At 48.4% G+C, this 17,461-nt stretch carries 16 protein-coding genes; 2 read left to right on the top strand and 14 right to left on the bottom strand.

Annotated elements, in window-relative coordinates; translation table 11 throughout:
- Window positions 1–7 precede the first annotated feature (7 nt).
- Both ACYVSB_RS06275 and ACYVSB_RS06270 read right to left on the bottom strand, forming a co-directional pair.
- Complete coding sequence (locus ACYVSB_RS06275) at window positions 8–865, bottom strand: carbohydrate ABC transporter permease (protein WP_461218796.1); 858 nt, start codon at window positions 863–865, stop codon at window positions 8–10.
- 385 nt (window positions 866–1,250) lie between these two features.
- On the bottom strand, window positions 1,251–1,466 hold the full coding sequence (locus ACYVSB_RS06270; protein WP_461218795.1) for a hypothetical protein: 216 nt from the start codon (window positions 1,464–1,466) through the stop codon (window positions 1,251–1,253).
- Window positions 1,467–2,037: 571 nt separating this feature from the next.
- On the opposite strand from ACYVSB_RS06270, the gene ACYVSB_RS06265 reads away from it, so the two are divergent.
- Complete coding sequence (locus ACYVSB_RS06265; RefSeq protein ID WP_461218794.1) at window positions 2,038–2,253, top strand: hypothetical protein; 216 nt, start codon at window positions 2,038–2,040, stop codon at window positions 2,251–2,253.
- Between the two features lie 257 nt (window positions 2,254–2,510).
- Here ACYVSB_RS06265 and eno read toward each other — a convergent pair whose 3' ends face one another.
- The 7 genes from eno to ACYVSB_RS06230 all read right to left on the bottom strand — a co-directional run bounded on the left by eno (window position 2,511) and on the right by ACYVSB_RS06230 (window position 9,798).
- Window positions 2,511–3,806, bottom strand: coding sequence for a phosphopyruvate hydratase (gene eno / locus ACYVSB_RS06260; protein WP_461218793.1), 1,296 nt, complete (start codon window positions 3,804–3,806; stop codon window positions 2,511–2,513).
- An 89-nt stretch (window positions 3,807–3,895) separates the two neighbouring features.
- Window positions 3,896–4,651 (bottom strand): triose-phosphate isomerase, encoded by a 756-nt coding sequence (gene tpiA, locus ACYVSB_RS06255; RefSeq protein ID WP_461218792.1) that lies wholly within the window; start codon window positions 4,649–4,651, stop codon window positions 3,896–3,898.
- 31 nt (window positions 4,652–4,682) lie between these two features.
- Window positions 4,683–5,894, bottom strand: a complete 1,212-nt coding sequence (locus tag ACYVSB_RS06250; protein WP_461218791.1) for a phosphoglycerate kinase — start codon at window positions 5,892–5,894, stop codon at window positions 4,683–4,685.
- 97 nt (window positions 5,895–5,991) lie between these two features.
- Window positions 5,992–7,017: a type I glyceraldehyde-3-phosphate dehydrogenase gene (gene gap, locus ACYVSB_RS06245; RefSeq protein ID WP_125601209.1), complete on the bottom strand. Its 1,026-nt coding sequence runs from the start codon at window positions 7,015–7,017 to the stop codon at window positions 5,992–5,994.
- A 35-nt stretch (window positions 7,018–7,052) separates the two neighbouring features.
- The gene (locus ACYVSB_RS06240) at window positions 7,053–8,090 is read right to left on the bottom strand and encodes a sugar-binding transcriptional regulator (protein WP_461218790.1); all 1,038 of its coding nucleotides are present in this window, start codon (window positions 8,088–8,090) and stop codon (window positions 7,053–7,055) included.
- 283 nt (window positions 8,091–8,373) lie between these two features.
- On the bottom strand, window positions 8,374–8,655 hold the full coding sequence (locus ACYVSB_RS06235; protein ID WP_461218789.1) for a hypothetical protein: 282 nt from the start codon (window positions 8,653–8,655) through the stop codon (window positions 8,374–8,376).
- Between the two features lie 216 nt (window positions 8,656–8,871).
- Window positions 8,872–9,798: a LysR family transcriptional regulator gene (locus ACYVSB_RS06230; RefSeq protein ID WP_461218788.1), complete on the bottom strand. Its 927-nt coding sequence runs from the start codon at window positions 9,796–9,798 to the stop codon at window positions 8,872–8,874.
- 113 nt (window positions 9,799–9,911) lie between these two features.
- Here ACYVSB_RS06230 and ACYVSB_RS06225 point away from each other — a divergent pair, with 113 nt between their 5' ends.
- Window positions 9,912–11,063 (top strand): cobalamin-independent methionine synthase II family protein, encoded by a 1,152-nt coding sequence (locus ACYVSB_RS06225; RefSeq protein ID WP_461218787.1) that lies wholly within the window; start codon window positions 9,912–9,914, stop codon window positions 11,061–11,063.
- Window positions 11,064–11,205: 142 nt separating this feature from the next.
- Here the strand turns inward: ACYVSB_RS06225 and clpP are convergent, their stop codons facing one another.
- The 5 genes from clpP to ACYVSB_RS06200 form a co-directional block, all read right to left on the bottom strand.
- The gene (gene clpP, locus ACYVSB_RS06220) at window positions 11,206–11,793 is read right to left on the bottom strand and encodes an ATP-dependent Clp endopeptidase proteolytic subunit ClpP (protein ID WP_125601224.1); all 588 of its coding nucleotides are present in this window, start codon (window positions 11,791–11,793) and stop codon (window positions 11,206–11,208) included.
- 142 nt (window positions 11,794–11,935) lie between these two features.
- Window positions 11,936–12,823 (bottom strand): glycosyltransferase family 8 protein, encoded by an 888-nt coding sequence (locus ACYVSB_RS06215; protein WP_461218786.1) that lies wholly within the window; start codon window positions 12,821–12,823, stop codon window positions 11,936–11,938.
- Between the two features lie 844 nt (window positions 12,824–13,667).
- Window positions 13,668–13,985 (bottom strand): hypothetical protein, encoded by a 318-nt coding sequence (locus ACYVSB_RS06210; RefSeq protein WP_461218785.1) that lies wholly within the window; start codon window positions 13,983–13,985, stop codon window positions 13,668–13,670.
- A 148-nt stretch (window positions 13,986–14,133) separates the two neighbouring features.
- Window positions 14,134–15,342: an MFS transporter gene (locus tag ACYVSB_RS06205; protein WP_461218784.1), complete on the bottom strand. Its 1,209-nt coding sequence runs from the start codon at window positions 15,340–15,342 to the stop codon at window positions 14,134–14,136.
- Window positions 15,343–15,763: 421 nt separating this feature from the next.
- Window positions 15,764–17,239 carry an alpha-L-fucosidase gene (locus ACYVSB_RS06200; RefSeq protein WP_461218783.1) on the bottom strand — a complete coding sequence of 492 codons (1,476 nt, stop codon included), beginning with the start codon at window positions 17,237–17,239 and terminating at the stop codon, window positions 15,764–15,766.
- Between the last annotated feature and the right edge of the window lie 222 nt (window positions 17,240–17,461).

Genomic DNA, 17,461 nt, shown 5'->3' with positions numbered 1-17,461 from the left:
TCACCCCTCAATTCTGGTCCGCGAAACCCGCGCCCCGGTCCACAAATTTCAACCACAGCAAAGCAAAGGTCAAAATCATCGCTAACAAAATCGTCGAGGCCGCGCCGGAGCCATTGGGGTTATTCAAATTGTATTCTTGATAGGCAAACGTGGCCACAAAAGGTACCGATTGGCCCACCAAAACCTGCGGCAACTCAAAAATCCGAAAAACATCCACGGCGCGAAATAGAACCGCCATAGTAATCGTCGGTTTTAACAATGGCAATGTGATCCGCCACAAGGTTTGCCAACGTGAAGCGCCATCGATCGCCGCCGCTTCATAAATCTCGTGACTGATTCCCTCAAGCCCCGCCAGTAAAAGTAGCACCAAAGTCGGCAGCACTTTCCAAGTATCCGCCAAGGAAATCACCAATAACCCCTGAAAACCCTCGGTCAGCCATTGGACCGGCCGCGTGATCAAGTGCAGCTTCAGCAATAGTTCATTGAAATAGCCTGACGTCCCAAAAATATAGAGCGCAATGATGCCGGACACAATCGTCGGAATCCCCATGGGCATCAACACCAACGACCGGACAACCGCCCGGCCATGAAATTTCTGTTTTAAGACATTAGCGATCACAAAGGCCAAAAACATTTGGATCGTTAAACTGATCAACGAGATGCCCGCCGTATTACCAATCGATTGAATGAAATCGGGTCGCGCGAACAAGGTCTGATACGTTGACCAAGAGAACTTGCCCGTATAGCGATCCTGGAACCCCAAGATCACAGTTTTGATCAGTGGCACTAAGGTGAAACCCAGAATATAGGCTGTCATCGGCAGTACCAACAATAATTCAAGATAGTATTTCTTTAACCAGCGCATGGTACTTCCCCCTAATAAAACCGCGTGCCGGAATCGCCTATCCCCCTCTCACGGCGTAATCGTGACGTTTTATCACCGTAATCGTAAAAGAAAACGCTTCAATTTTCAAAGATTATGTGCCAATTTTGCCAGCCAAACGACGAAAAGATGTCTAGACAAAATCAGAGTGCGGAGCGACCCGGGTAGCTTCTGAGCATTAGCCTAGCACTTGTTTTGGAAGCTGCACTTTGCTTCCGGAACAAGTGCGTAGCTAAGCGGAAGAAGCTGGGTCGCGCAGCACGTTTCAGAGTGCGCAGCGAGGATACGCGGCTGTGAGCATTAGCCTAACAAAAGTAGATTGTCCGCAGCTTGCGCTGCGAAATTCGGGGTGAGCTCGCTGTGGGCGTCACTTTGAGCTTTTCGGAAGGGCGCCGAAAATCTCAAAGCTGAGCCTTGGTCTAAGTGGCATAGCCACTAAGACCAATTTCACGGCGATCTCACCCCGAATTTCTCCGCTCCAGCCGCTCAACGTTATAACAGACGTTTGAGCACTCACGCCGGCTGACAAGCTGTTGCCAATTGATGAGGAGCCACGCAAATGACGACCGTGGTTAGTGGTCACCAGCTTTAAATTGGTGACACCAGTGCAGTCTGCTTGATGAACTGACGCAAGTTCTTGATAAAATGGCTAATCTGGTCGGTTTCCAACCAAGGATTGTTAAGGGAACAAGCAGAAATGTTCAATCTACGCAAAATGTCCCAATTCCTAATCCGAATCGGTTGGCATTGCCGTACCACCAAAAAGCGGGCAATTGTTTGACCTCTTACTTGCCAAAGCACTTTGTCTGATACTTCGCTTCGATTGCAGATAGGCGAAATTCTGCCTAGCAACCGCGGCTGGGACTGCGCGACTCTATCCAGAGTGAGAGCCGACCTGACCAGCTCCTGAGCATTAGCCTAATAACTGTTTTGGAAGCTGTATTTTGCTCCCGGAACAATTGCGTAGCTAAAAACAGGGAGCTTGGGTCGGTGAGCACGTTTCCAGCCACGACAAACGTCCTAAGGCGGTTGCGTCCCCACCTAAACCCACCACACATACAATTAAGCGAAGGATCAAGAACGGCATCTCGCTTTCCAGAATTAGTTAACATTTCCGTACAACCTCACAAAGGGCGATTGTTTTAACCTCTAGCTTGCAAAAGCACTTCGTCAAATCCTTCGCCTTGATTGCAGATAGGCTCAATTCTGTTCAGCAACCGCCTCAGGACGTGTGGCTCAGCGGTGAGATTATTCTTAGCGATTTATCGCTTAGAATAAGGCCTGATTTTGAGACAAGCCGCGGTCTTTGCGGATTGGCTCAAAAACAGTGCCCACCGCGTTCCAAGCCAGAGCGCAGCGCAACGGGTTGACTTCGAGCATTAGCCTAGCGATGGCTTTGGAAGCGGGCTTCGCTTCCGAAACCATTGCGTAGCTAAGCACAGAAGTCAGTTGTGCGGAGCACGTTTCCAGCCACGACAAACGTCCTGAGGCGGTTGCGTCCCCACCAAACCCAACACACCTGCAATCTGGCAACGCACCAAATCCAGAAGCGCTGCTTTACCAAAACCAAGACAAAAAAAACCGCCTACCCAACGGATAGACGGTCAGTAGCTTCACAGGAAGCTAATTATTTTTTCAAGTTGTAGAAGCTGTTGATACCTTTGTAGTTAGAAGCATCGCCTAATTGTTCTTCGATTCTCATCAATTGGTTGTACTTCGCGATCCGATCAGTCCGGCTCATTGAACCAGTCTTGATTTGGCCAGCGTTAGTCGCAACAACCAAGTCAGCGATCGTTGTATCTTCAGTTTCACCAGAACGGTGAGAAACAACGGCAGTGTAACCAGCTTCTTTAGCCATTTCGATGGCTTCAAAAGTTTCAGTCAAAGTACCGATTTGGTTAACTTTGATCAAGATTGAGTTAGCAACGCCCATGCTGATCCCCTTCTTGAGGTAATCAGTGTTAGTTACGAACAAGTCATCACCAACGATTTGGACTTTCTTGCCCAATTGTTTGGTAATTTCTTGCCAGTCTTCCCATTCGTTTTCGTCGATTGGATCTTCAACCGAAACGATTGGGTATTTGTTGACCAAGCCTTCGATGTAAGCGATGAATGCAGGTGTATCCATCTCTTCACCAGTTGACCAGCGTAATTTGTATTGCTTAGTGTCAGCATCCCATAATTCAGAAGCGGCAACGTCGATAGCGATTGAAATATCTTCGCCAGGCTTGTAGCCAGCTTTTTGGATTGCGTTAACCAAGTATTCCAAAGGTTCTTCGTTGTTAGCGAAGTCAGGAGCGAAGCCACCTTCGTCACCAACAGAAGTTGCTTTGCCGTCAGCTGCCAGCAAGCTCTTCAAAGCGTGGAAAGTTTCCGCGCCCATCCGAACAGCTTCGTGAACTGACTTAGCGCCAACAGGCATGATCATGAATTCTTGGAAGTCAACCTTGTTGTCTGAGTGCGCGCCACCGTTGATTACGTTCATCATTGGTGTTGGCAACAAATGAGCGTTAGGGCCGCCAAGATATTCGTACAATGGCAAGCCAATTTCGTCAGCAGCAGCACGAGCAGCAGCTAAGGAAACGCCTAAGATCGCGTTAGCACCCAATTTGCCTTTGTTAGGTGTGCCATCAAGTTCGATCATCGCTTGGTCTAAAGCGCGTTGGTCAGTTGCGTCCATCCCGATAACTTCTTTTGAGATAACGTCGTTAACGTTAGCAACGGCCTTCAAAACACCCTTGCCACCAAAACGTGATTTGTCGCCATCACGCAATTCAACAGCTTCGTGTTCGCCAGTTGAAGCGCCTGAAGGGACGATCGCGCGGCCGAAGCCACCTAATTCAGTATAAACTTCAACTTCAACAGTAGGATTGCCACGTGAATCTAAAACTTCGCGGCCTAAAACATCAGTAATTACAGACATTTGTTTCGCTCCTTTTCTTTTTCCCGATTTATCGGCTTACATTCATTATAGTACCAAATTTTAGTGTTGTTTAACACTCCAACGCGGCATTATTTTTGGTAGTTGACCAAGGCTAAAAATGATTCAGGAATCATGCTAGCGCCACCGACCAAACCACCATCGATGTCAGGTTTAGCCATTAATTCCTTCACATTAGCTGGCTTAACAGAACCACCATATTGGATCCGAACGTTCTCAGCGGTTTGTTCATTATACAATGACTTGACAGCTTCACGGATCTCATGGCACATTTCTTGAGCTTGGTCAGAGCTGGCGGTCTTGCCAGTCCCAATGGCCCAGATTGGTTCATAAGCGATCACTAATTTAGAAACTTCTTCAGCGGACAAGCCAGCCAAAGCAGCCTTGATTTGACCAACGACCCAGTCAACTTCATGGCCAGCTTCACGTGTTTCCAACGTTTCGCCGCAGCAAATGATCGGCAACATTTGGTTGCGGAAAATCGCTTTCGCCTTTTTGTTGATGTCTTCATCAGTTTCGTGGAAATATTGGCGACGTTCTGAGTGACCGATGACCACATAGTCAACGCCCATTTCAGCTAACGCTTTCGGTGAAGTTTCACCGGTATAAGCGCCTTCGTCTTCAAAATAACAGTTTTCAGCGGCAACCTTTAAAGCAGAATCCTTGGAGAACCATACTAATGCGTTTAAGTCGATCGCAGGCGCAGCGATCACTGATTCAACTTGCGCTGGATCTGGTAATTGGCCTTTGATTGCTTCCAAGAAAGCCTGTGTTTCTTGCGGATTCTTGTTCATTTTCCAGTTACCGGCAATGATTGGTGTACGCAATATCTTTCACCTCAAAAATTATTTTTGGAAATTATTTCTCGGAAATCGCAGCGATACCTGGTAAGGTCTTGCCTTCCAAGTATTCAAGCGAAGCGCCGCCACCTGTTGAAATATGGGTGATCTGGTCAGCGATGCCTAATTGGATCGCAGCTGCAGCGGAATCCCCGCCACCGATGATCGTGGTTGCGTCAGTCAAAGCACCTAAAGCGCGACCAACTTCCAACGTACCTTCAGCGTAGTTGCTCATTTCAAACGCACCCATTGGGCCGTTCCAAACAACCGTCTTCGCGTCCTTCAAAATATCTTTGAACAAAGCAATCGATTTAGGACCGATATCTAAGCCCATTTCATTTTCAGGAATATCATCGCCAACGATTTCGTGAGGGGCATCATTTGAAAATTCAGTCGCCGCAACGTTATCAACAGGTAAGACCAGTTTGTCGCCAGCCTTAGCTAACAATTCCTTAGCCAATTCAAGCTTGTCAGCTTCAAACAATGACTTGCCGATCTGGTAGCCTTTTGCTGCTAAGAAGGTATAAGCCATGCCGCCGCCGATCAAGATATGATCTGATTTTGGAATCAAGTTTTCGATTACGCCGATTTTATCAGAAACCTTAGCGCCACCTAAGATGGTCACGAAAGGATGAACTGGTTGATCAACAGCGGTCCCTAAGAACTTGATTTCTTTTTCCATCAAGAAGCCAGCAGCAGCAGGCTTGTTCGCAGCCTTCATTGCTGTGGCGATCCCAACGTTAGAAGCGTGGGCCCGATGCGCGGTCCCGAAAGCGTCGTTGACATAAACGTCGCCTAAGGAAGCCCAATATTCGCCTAACTTAGGATCATTCTTAGATTCGCGTTTGCCGAAATCATTGTCGATGTCTTGGAAACGGGTATTTTCCATTAAGATCACATCGCCATCAACCATTGCGTTGATCGCGTCTTCTAATTCAGCGCCTTCATTGACCGGCACGAACTTAACATCCTTGCCTAACAATTCAGCCAAACGAGCCGCAACGGGACGTAAGCTTAATTTCTTCTTATCGTCGTCGCTCTTGATCCGGCCTAAGTGAGAAAGCAAGATGGCTTTGCCGCCGTTTTCGATTACATATTTGATCGTAGGTAAAGCGGCAACGATCCGGTTATCATTACCGATCACGCCGTCTTTGATCGGCACATTAAAGTCGACCCGGATCAAAACTTTTTTGTCTTTAACGTTAACGTCAGAAACGATTAATTTTGCCATTTATGGACAACCTCCGTAAAGAATTCATGATAAAAGGCGAAAGGAGTCAACCTCCCTCCGCCTCAAAAAATCGAAACTCTAAATTATTAGCTTTCTATTAAAGAGATGCGAATTTCAATAAAGTACGAACCATTTGGCAAGTAAAGCCGTATTCGTTGTCATACCAAGCAACAGTCTTAACCAATTGGTGATCACCTGAAGTTGTTACTTCAGTTTGAGTTGGGTCAAAGATTGAGCCGTAAGTCGTGCCAACGATGTCAGAAGAAACAACTTCGTCTTCGTTGTAACCGAATGAAGGGTTATCGATCGTATACTTCTTAACAGCTTCGTTGATTTCGTCAGCGTCTTTAACTTTCTTGCCTAAGATTGCAACTAATTCTGTTTCAGAACCATCAGGCACACCAACACGTTGTGCATGACCTTGTAACTTGCCGTTCAATTCAGGTAATACCAAACCGATAGCCTTAGCAGCACCGGTTGAGTGAGGAATTGTGTTAACAGCAGCAGCACGGGCATTGCGACGATTGCCTTTACGGTCTGGGCCGTCAAGGATCAATTGAGTTGCAGTGTAAGCATGGATTGTTGTCATGGTACCAACTTCGATACCAAATTCATTGTTCAATGCTTGTGCGAATGGTGCCAATGAGTTTGTTGTACATGAGCCTGCAGATACGATTGTATCGTCAGAAGTCAAAGTATCATCGTTTACGCTATAAACGATAGTCTTAAGATCGCTACCAGCAGGAGCTGAGATCAAGACACGCTTAGCGCCGGCCTTCAAGTGAGCTGAAGCCTTTTCTTTAGAAGTGTAGAAACCAGTACATTCAAGTACGAAGTCTACGCCATCGTTTGCAACCCAAGGAATTTTGTCTGCTTGTGGTTCTGAGTAAACACGATATGACTTACCGTTAACAACGATTGAGTCTTCAGTCGCACTAACTTCAGCATCCAAAGTGCCATGAGTTGAATCATATTTCAATAAGTGAGCCAACATAGCTGGTGAAGTCAAGTCGTTGATTGCAACTACTTCGATTTCATTTGATTCAGCACCCAAGTCCAAAATACGGCGGAATGCCAAACGTCCGATACGTCCGAAACCGTTAATACCAATCTTTACAGTCATACAAAATTTCCTCCTTCAGGAAATAAAAAATTTCTTTAAAAGGTTGCCCCTTTTAAAAGCGAGTTAGCAGCGCCCTCATCCGTGATCAACCACGTTTGTTGCGGCGCGTTGTGCATGTATGCGCGGATCGCTTTGGCCTTATTCTGGCCCGCCGCGATGGCGAATACATAAGGAACTTCAGTAAGATCCGGAATCTGTAAACCAATCCGCGGTATCTTGTAAACAACTTGACCACTTTCATCGAAGAAATCACCAAAAGCCTCAGCAACTGCCCGCTTGGCCTGTAATTCTCCAATGATCTCCGCCGACATGTTACGTCGTTGCGCCATGGTCATCGCCTCACCAATGCTGTGGATCACCACATTAGCTTGGCCGATCAAATCAAGTACCGACTTGATCGATGGTTCTTGGAGCAGCGGTTGATAGGTCCGCTCGCTGATATCCTCGGGAACATACAAGCTCCGATGCCGACCACCAGTTTGCTTGGCCATTTCCGAGCAGATCGCATTGGCCTGAATATCGACCAGTTCACCAACACCACCACGGGCAGGTACAAACAACAAATCCCGTTGTTTCGCCAATGCCGGCGTTAATTCTTTGGCCATCACCGCCATGGTGGTGCCACCCATCGCGGCGATGATATTCTCGCCATCAGGTAACAGCACCGCCAAGGTCTTGTTCAACAGTTGACCCATGGATTCCAGTACCCGCGGTTGCGAATCACAATCGCCGGAAACGATCAAGACATGGTCGATTCCCAAGACGTCGGCTAAGCGCCGTTCCTTCTTAGGAAAACCCAGCAAATCAGACATAAGATCATCGAGTTTGCCGAGAATATCACGGCCACTCTCCGTTAATACCATACCTAATTTCGAGGAATTTATCAATCCTGAAGCTTTCAAAATGTTAGTTTCTGTTCGTAGTCCACGCTCGCTGAGCCCAAGCTCTTGAGCCAGCGTGCGCCGGCCAACAGGTTCTAGCCATTGGATCCGCTGCAAGATCAAATACCGCTGTCTGATCGTATTCAAGAAACCCGGGGCGATCGTATCTAACCACGTTAAGTCATTCTGCATCAAAGCCAGACCTTTCAGCGGGACAATAATCGTCCAACGGTGTCATATTGCGACCCATCAGTGCCAAAAAATATAGCGTTGATCAAAAGTCTTACCCTATCTCAAGCACCGAAATCATTATAACAATTGTGATTTTCATTTGCAAGAATTGCAACCGCTTTATCAGTAATTTCCTGAAAATTTCATGTTTCAAGCTTATTAAAAGCATGATTGATTGCTTTAAGCACGGGTTCTTCATGCTTCCTTCATTGAAACGCCAAGACCTGCTGTACGACTCAACTGGTTAAAATAGAAGAAACTGGGCTAGCGCGCATGACGTTCCTACAATGTCCGCGGCTTGCGCTGCGCGTTTCGGGGTGAGATCGCTGTGGGCGTCACTTTGAGCTTTTCGGAAGAACGTCGAAAATCTCAAAGCTGAGCCTTGTCCTAAGCGGTAAACCGCCAAGGACAATTTCACGGCGATCTCACCCCGAAGCGCTCCACTCCAGCCGCTCAACGTTTTAACTGTCGGTTGAGCACTCACGCCAATTGGCAAGCTATGACCAATTGATGGGGTCCTACGCAATTAACGACCGTGGCCGGTATGTTTCAAAAGAAGTGTGAGCGCCAGCCTCGGTAGCTTCAGAACATTTGCCTAGCAACCATTTTGAAGGCTGGTCTATGCCCCCGGAATAGTTGCGTAGCTGAGCGGAAGATGCTGGGCTGGTGAGCACGTTTCAAAAGAGCGCGACCCGGGCCGAGTGGCTAAGCGCAGATGCCAATGCTGTCGAACACCTGTCAGCTAGTCGCCGATGATTGTAAAACCGTAGTTACGAATGTGCTGTTTCAAGAGGACCAAATATTCTGTCGCCAAGTTGCTTAACTCGATTTTCTTATGAGTCAAGTAGCCTAAGGTCATCGAGTCCGGCACATCCAAGGGGATCGCCACAATTTTCTCGTCATTGAGTTCACTACTGATGATGCCACTGCTGATGGTATAGCCATTCAACCCGACCATTAAGTTGAAGATCGTCGCGCGATCACTGATCTGGATCTGCTTTTTGTGAGGCATGGTGCTCAAGATTTCCTCAGCAAAATAAAACGAATTATTCTCCCCTTGTTCATAAGAAAGATAGGGATAGTCAGTCAGATCCGTCAAAGTCAGGCGAGCTTTACTGGTCAGTGGATTGTCACGCCCAACAAAAACATGAGGTTGGGCCACAAATAATGGTGTGAAGCTCAAATCCTTTTCAGCAATCAACCGCGTTAGCACCGCTCGATTAAACTGATTCAAGTAGATCACTCCGATCTCACTGCGAAAAGTTTGAATATCATCTAGGACATTCTGCGTTTGCGTCTCCCGCAAGGTGAATTGATATTCATCTTGGCCGATCCGCTTGACCAACTCGACAAAAGCGTGGACCACAAAGGCGTAATGCTGCCCGGAAACACTAAAAACGTGCTTGCGAACCACGTCCACATCGAAATGGTCATTCAATAAATTGACCTGATCCAAGATTCCCCGCGCGTAGTTCAGAAATTCCCGCCCCTCAGCTGTTAGCGTGATTCCTAATTTGCTGCGATAAAACAATTGCAAGTGATATTCCTTTTCCAACTCCTTCATTGCCTGGGACAACGAGGGTTGACTGATAAAGAGTTGTTTGGCGGCCTCGTTGATCGAGCCGGTTGCCGCGATTTTTTCTAAATAGGTTAGTTGTTGGATGCGCATGGTTTGCCCCTCCGTTATAGTTTTTACCTATCATAGCACAAAGTTAACCGGTATTATCTATTATCCGAAAAACTTGCTATGATATCCTCAAGACTTATTTCTGGAGGATTCCCATGACAACAACTCATTTTCAAACAGTTGGTTCATTATTACGACCGACTTCACTCTTGACTTATAAAAACCAAATCGAACAACGCGATGATATCACCTATCCGTTTTATCACGATTTTCCTGGTTATCAGGCCGCTGAGACTGCCGCGATCAAAACGGTCGTTGCGGAACAAAAAGCCCACGGACTAAGTGTCCTTACTGACGGCGAATATTCTAAATCAATGTGGCACTTGGACTTCATCTGGGGCTTCGGCGGCGTTGAACGCTACATCGCCAAGCAAGGTTACACCTTCCAAGATCACGACGGTGGCGCGTTTGAGACCCGCAAGGACATTGGCTTGCGGATCACCGCCCCCTTATCTGGCCGCCAACATCATTTCATTGATATCTTCAAAGCGCTCAAAGCTCAAGCCGGCGCGACCACTGTCAAAACCACTGTTTGGGGCGCGGCCCACGCTTTCACGGAATTGGCGATTTTTGATCATTTATATGGACCCGATCAAGTTTACGCCAATCAAGCTGAACTCCGCGCGGGGTTGATCAACGCCTACAAAGAATTTCTGCGTGATTATCGCGACGCTGGCGGAACGATCATTCAATTTGACGATTGCCTCTGGGAACTGTTCGCGCCGGATAATCAACAAAGTTTCTTCGCCGCTGGTAATGGTGATGTTATCGATTTGGCGGATACCTTCATCGCGATCAATAATGAAGTCGCCGATTACGGCCACGCTTTGGGGCTAAAAGTCTGGACCCACAATTGTCGCGGTAACTACGCTAGCCGGCACGCCGCTGGTGGCAGTTACGCCACGATCGCGCAAAAGTTTCTCGGCGAGCAACACTATGATCGGTTCTTTTTGGAATGGGACGACGAGCGGGCCGGCGACCTTTCCGCGCTGGCTGTTCTAGCGAATAAACCGGCGGTCACCGTTGTCTTGGGCTTGCTTTCTAGCAAGACCGATCATTTGGATGATGAAGCCCGGGTTTATCGCCTATTGGACCAGGCCAGCCAGATCATTCCCAAGGAGCGCCTTTACTTGTCCCATCAGTGTGGTTTTGCTTCCTGCGATGGCGGCAACGAGCTGACCGCCGACCAACAATGGGCCAAGATCGATCAAGGTCAACGGATCGCCGCTGATTATTGGCAGCAATGATTTAACTAACCTCGTCAAAAGGCGCCTTGACTGCTAATCGCTGAAATTGAGCTCGCTCAACTTGATCTAAATACCAAAAAACGCTACGGCAACCGGCCGTAGCGTTTTTCTAACTTAATTGATCTGAGTTGATTTCAATACTTTATTTATCGTTCATGTTGACCATGATCTTGTCGATCAAACCATAATCCAAAGCTTCCTGAGCGGTCATATAATTATCCCGTTCAGTATCCTTTTGAATGGTTTCCAAGGTTTGGCCAGTGGCGTCAGCTAAGATCTGGTTCATCTTTTTGCGGGTCTTGATGATTTCTTCCGCGGCAATCTCGATCTCTGTGGCTTGGCCTTGAGCGCCACCCAAAGGTTGATGGATCAAAACCGTTGAGTTAGGTAAGGCAAAGCGCTTGCCTTTGGTCCCAGCAGTCAACAGGACGCTGGCCATGGAAGCGGCCATGCCGATCGCGATTGTTTGGACGTCGGACTTGATGAAATTCATCGTATCCATGATCGCCAAACCTGAAGTGATCACCCCACCTGGTGAGTTGATGTAAAGGGAAATATCTTTAGTTGAATCTTGAGCGTCCAAGAAGAGTAATTGGGCGATGATCGAGTTGGCCATCTGGTCATTGACTTCGCCAGACAGCATGATGATCCGATCCTTCAGCAAGCGTGAGTAAATATCATAAGCGCGTTCGCCCCGGGAAGTTTGTTCAATAACTGTAGGTACTAACATCGTGTAGCCTCCTTGAGTTTAGTTCTTTTTCAATTAGCACTGTTCGAACTACTCTGCTAATTTAGCATATTAGTCAAAATAGGTCAAACAATTTTACTTACTTTTTTTGCTTTTTGACACGCCTTTAGTTTACACCAAAAACTCACTGGCTGTCACTGGTCGCGGTCGATTCTGCTGGAGGTTCTACCAGCGCTGGCGCCAAAGTCCGCAAACGACGAGCCGTCAACTGCTGGTAATTGAGATACAGCGCGGTGAAGCGCGTGTCATGATGGGCTTCCCAAGGTTTAGGATGGCCACAAAAATGTAAAATGGCCGTGTTGGCCAAGGTCCACTGCAAATCATGTTTGCCAAGACTGCGGGTAAAATAAAGGGGATATTTCCGCGCGTCGTAATTCCAATTTTCCTCAGTAATTTCTTTGATGTCCTCACCGTACAAGAAATTTAAAATATCCTGATCAGGCAGCAGCAACAAGTCGCTGTGTTCATTAATGATCTGTTCGATGTCGGCAAACTTGATGATTTTCCGCGCTTGCACCAAATCAATCAGCATCACCCCAGAGTTATAGTAACCGTGGTCGGTGCCTAGGCGGATATTATTGATTCCAGTGACCAGGTGCGTCATGCCCGAATGCGTCGCCGCCGCCAACATTTTGCCGTCCAGTTCCACTTGCCAAAGTTGCTGGACTGGATTGACCACCAGAATATCCGGATCCAAATAAAGGACCCGTTTGACGTTTTTCGGTAAAATATTAGCGCACAACAAGCGGAAATACATTTCCATTGGATAGCGGTTTTCCGTTGGCGCGCCGGTCCAATGCTGCCCATCAACCTGAATCGGTTTCAATTGACCACCAAAACTATGGACCAACTGCCCTAACGCGGCCAATTTCGCCGCAGGAATCTGGCGATGGATCAGCCAGATGCGAAAGGACTGCTGGGGATTATTTTCAAACAATGAAACCAACATGACTTGGAGCGGCGGCAAATAGGCTTCATTCAGGGTAACTAGAATCTCAATTCGTTGTGCCATCGCTTGAGTACTCAACCTTCTTTGTCCTTGCACGGCGCCGGTCTTGCCTGAACGGCCAACCGCGCTAGGAACCAATATTTACTTGATGCTTGACGTTAGGGCTGTGAGTTTCTGCGCTGGGTCCGCGCTGCCAACTGCATTCTCAGCGACGCAGGGTGTGGCAGATGGGCCCGAAGCAAATGTCCTAAGTGACTTATTCATTATAAAAAGGTTTGCCTGCTTTTGCAATCGGGAAAGTGCGAGCGTAGATTGGCCGCGGCTTGCGCTGCTCGTGGCGTTGGTGGTTGACAGATGTGGTGGGGCTCCAGGTCGGGCTGGGGGTGGTGGAACGCGGCGGGCACGATTTTGAGCTTTTCGGAAACCCACCGAAAATCTCAAAACTCGGCCTTATTGTAGGCGATAAATCGCCAACAATAATATCGCGGCTGACTCACCCCCAGCCCGACCTTCCGCCAACTAACAAACGAACCACCAACGCCAGAGTGTGGAACACAACGGGTTGACTTTGAGCATTAACCTAGCAATTGTTTTGGAAGCCGCACTATGCTTCCGGAACAATTGCGTAGCTAGCGCAAGGAGCTGGGTCGACGAACACGTTTCAATGTTGTCCGCGGCTTGCGCTGCTCAACGTTATAACAGACGTTTGAGCACTCACGCCAACTGGTAGGCTGTTGCCAATTGATAGGGAGCCACGCAATTGACGGCCGTGATTAGTGGGTGCAAGCTTTAAATTGGTGACACCAGTACAGTCTGCTTGATAAACTGAGGTAAGTTCTAGATGAATCGGCTAATTCGGTCAGTATCCTGCCAAGGATTGTTGAGAAAACTGGTAAAGATTTCTAGCCTACGCAAACTGGACCAACCAGCTATAATCCGCATCAGTTGATGTTGCTGTACCACCAAAAAAGGGGCGATTGTTTTGACCTCTTGCTTGCAAAAGCACTTCGTCAGATACCCATCTTCTATTGCAGATAGGCGCAATTCTGCCTAGCAACCGGCTGGGACTGCGCGGCTCAGTGGTGAAATTGTCCTTGGCGGCTTTGCCGCTTAGGACAAGGCTCGATTTGAAGACAAGCCGCGTTCTTTGCGGATTGGCTTCAAACGACGCCCACCACGTTCCAGTCCGCATCAGCAGTCCCAGCCGGTTGCGCCTACGCGCCAAACCCCACCACACCTGCCCCAAAGCAAGAAATCGGAAACAGAAACTAGCGCATTTCGCGGATAAACTTCAAACAATTGCCGACGAAAAAAGCGGCGCTCTTCAGCACCGCTCCACCGCAAACGAATCTATTTTTCCAAACGCAATTATCTTAGTCCCAAGCCTTATGCAGCACCTGTTGACTGAGCCATTCGGTCATGACTAACAGGATCAGGGCGAAAATCAACAGGTAAACAGGATAGAGGCCAATGGAGAACGTACTGGCCAACACGCCAAACAAGGGGGGCATGAAGGTTGAGCCCACATAAGCGCTGGCCATTTGGACCCCGATAATGGCCTGAGAATTCTCGGCGCCAAAGTTCATCGGGGTGGCATGAATGATTGCCGGATAGATCGGCGCGCAGCCCAAGCCAATCACTACTAGGCCAATCAGGGACAACTGGGTCGCTTGCACCGGCAAGATCAACAAAAAGACGCCCACTAATAAAATGCTAATACCGACGCGCACCAGCTGATGATCACCCCAACGATCGGCGACCAAGCCACTGAAGAAGCGACCGACTGTGATTCCGATGAAGAATAAGGAAGCAAACCGCGCCGCGACATCTGGCGCGACCCCTTTAGCTTGCACCAGGTAACTGCTGGCCCATAAACCGGTCGTTCCTTCCAGGGAACAATAAGCGAAGAAGGCTACCAAAGCCGTCACCACCCCTGGCATCCGCAAAATCTGCGGTAAACTTAGCCGGGGTTCAGCGGCGGTGCCCATTTCGGTTGGTGCATCCGTGGTGGTGGACGTAACTTTTGGCCGAGGACGATTGTGTTGCCACAAAGGTAAGCTCAAGAACAAAATAATGGTCAGCCCAATTTGCAAATAGCCAACCGCGCGATAACCACCCTGCCAATTGTTGTTTCGCGCTAAGAAGCCGCCCATGATTGCCGGACTGATTGCCGCGCCCACACCCCAGAAACAATGCAGCCAGTTCATCTGCCGCGACTTATAATGCAAGGCGACATAATTGTTCAAAGCCGCGTCAACGGCGCCGGCGCCTAAACCGTAAGGCACTGCCCATAAGCAAAGCACCACGAAATTCGGACTAAATGAGAAGCCAAATAAGGCGATCGCCGTGGTCAGCACACTGGCTGCGGTCACCACGCCAGCGCCAAAACGGCGAATCAAGCGATCAGAAAACAAGCTAGAAATAATTGTCCCGCCAGCAATAATCATGGTCGCCATCCCCGCATAGGAAACAGGCACGTGCAACTGCCCATGCATCACCGGCCAAGCAGAACCAATCAACGAATCCGGCAGACCCAAACTAATAAACGCCGCGTAAATCACCACAAGTAATAGAGAGAACATTCAAATACCCCTTAAACTGCCGGCGTGCCGACCTTAAAAAGATCACACAAAACCAGCGGAAATCAAAAACACATAAAAGCATCGTATCATTGATTGGCGCGACTGGCAATTGGAACAAGCACTTTTTTGCCCGAGAAACACCGAAAAAAAGCCAACTTCCCGCGATTACTCGTTGGAAAGTTGACAAAAAGTTAGTTTAGCGTTGGATTTTCACTGGGTTTGCTGATAATCCTTGTGATTTTCTGGTACTCATTGGTAATTCTGCTACTGGTTGGTAATCGTGGAAACTTGTTAGTACTGGTTGGTACGCCTTGGTGTTTGTTTGCACCAGTTGATAATCATTGGGCCTTGCTAGTACTGGTTCGTCTTAGCCGCCGCGTTTGATCACCCGCTCAAACGGTCTAGATGAAGTCGGCGCGGGCTACTGCAACTCCAGACGGAATACAACGGGTTGCGTGCCAGAATTGCCAGCCGTTTGTAAATGCAAGCCTCTTGGATCGCGGGTATACTCAACGGCTGCGTCAGAGCCTAGCTGGGTCAAGGACTTGATCAATCCGTGGAATTCGGCGCCCTTTTCCGCATTCTGTTCTCCTAGGGCTGGAAAATCGTAATGACCATCTGGCGCGCCTTTCAACGCGATCGCATAAAGATTATGACCACGAACTGTGTAGCGCACATCCGCGGACGTATAAGGCTCCTGCTCATCATCAGAGAACTGCCCTTCAACCACCGGCGTTGGTCCTTCCGCCAACTTGCGCCAAACTTGGGAGTCATAGATGGCCTCACCGTTGATCCGCAACCACGCACCCATCTCCAATAAAATTTGCCGATCTTCATCTGGGATCGTGCCATCAGCCTTGGGGCCCACATTAAGCAACAAGTTCCCATTTTTGCTGACAACATCCACCAGGTCACAGAGTAATTCGGAAGCGGTGCGATATTGATTGTTTTCGGTATAGCCCCATGAATTCAAGGCCACCGAGGTGTCAGTTTGCCAATAATATGGCTTGGCCGCCGCGAATTGACCCCGCTCAATATCAACGACCGCTGTGCCAAACATAAAGGAATCGTTCTTATAATTGATCAGCACCTCCTGACCCCATTCTTCAGCGCGGTTATAATAATAGGCCGCCATTTTCTTCAAATAGGGATTAAAGGAGGCGTGGAGGATCCACCAATCGAAATACAACAACCGCGGCCGATAACGATCGATCAACTCGCAGGTCCGGGCTAGCCAATCATCCAAGAATTCAGTTGACGGCGCCGGTTCGCTATGTTGATCGTAGTGATCGGGCTCAGGCATCGCTGGCCAATAAAAGTCGCCAGGCTGCAGCGGTTCATGAATATCACTTTTGAATTCCTTGCCATGGCCCATAAAGAACCAATGCTCCGCCCGGTGTGAGGACGCGCCGGTCACCAGGCCAACCTCCGCGAAAGCCTGTTCTAATTCGCCCAAAACATCACGCTTCGGTCCCATTTCCGCCACGTTCCACGGCGATAGGTCACTACGATACATTTGAAAACCATCGTGGTGTTCGGCTACTGGCACCACATACTTAGCGCCAGCCTCCTTGAAGAGCGCCGCCCACGCCTGCGGATCGAAGCGCTCCGCCTTAAACTGGGGAATGAAATCCTGATAGCCGAACTCGTCTTGGGGGCCATAAGTTGCCCGATGGTGCTCATATTCCGGCGACCCCTGAACGTACATCGAGCGGGAGTACCATTCACTCCCAAAAGCCGGGACACTGAAAACGCCCCAATGGATAAAAATCCCAAACTTATCTTGACGAAACCACCGCGGTAACGGATGCTGCGCCAGCGAATCCCAATTATCCTGGTAGGTCCCCGCTTGATTGACCCGATCGATCCGCGCCAAATAGTCATTGATTTTGTTCATGTTTGCCCTCCTTGATCATTTCCAAAACTGCCAAACATCATGCAACTTCATTATAACCAAGGACAAACTTAAACATTAGCGCCAATCACGCCAACATATCACTTTTTTTGTCGGATTAGCGCAAGTTGTTAACATCTGGTAAACTGAAGCTGACCACAAACAGCTGGAGGCTTCAATCACGCTCAGCAATTTGCGGGATCGCAGTCAACTAACTCAAGCAGT

This window comes from Lapidilactobacillus salsurivasis, assembly GCF_054785215.1.
Note: the sequence above shows the minus strand (reverse complement) of the source record. Positions and strands in the feature narration are given on the sequence as shown.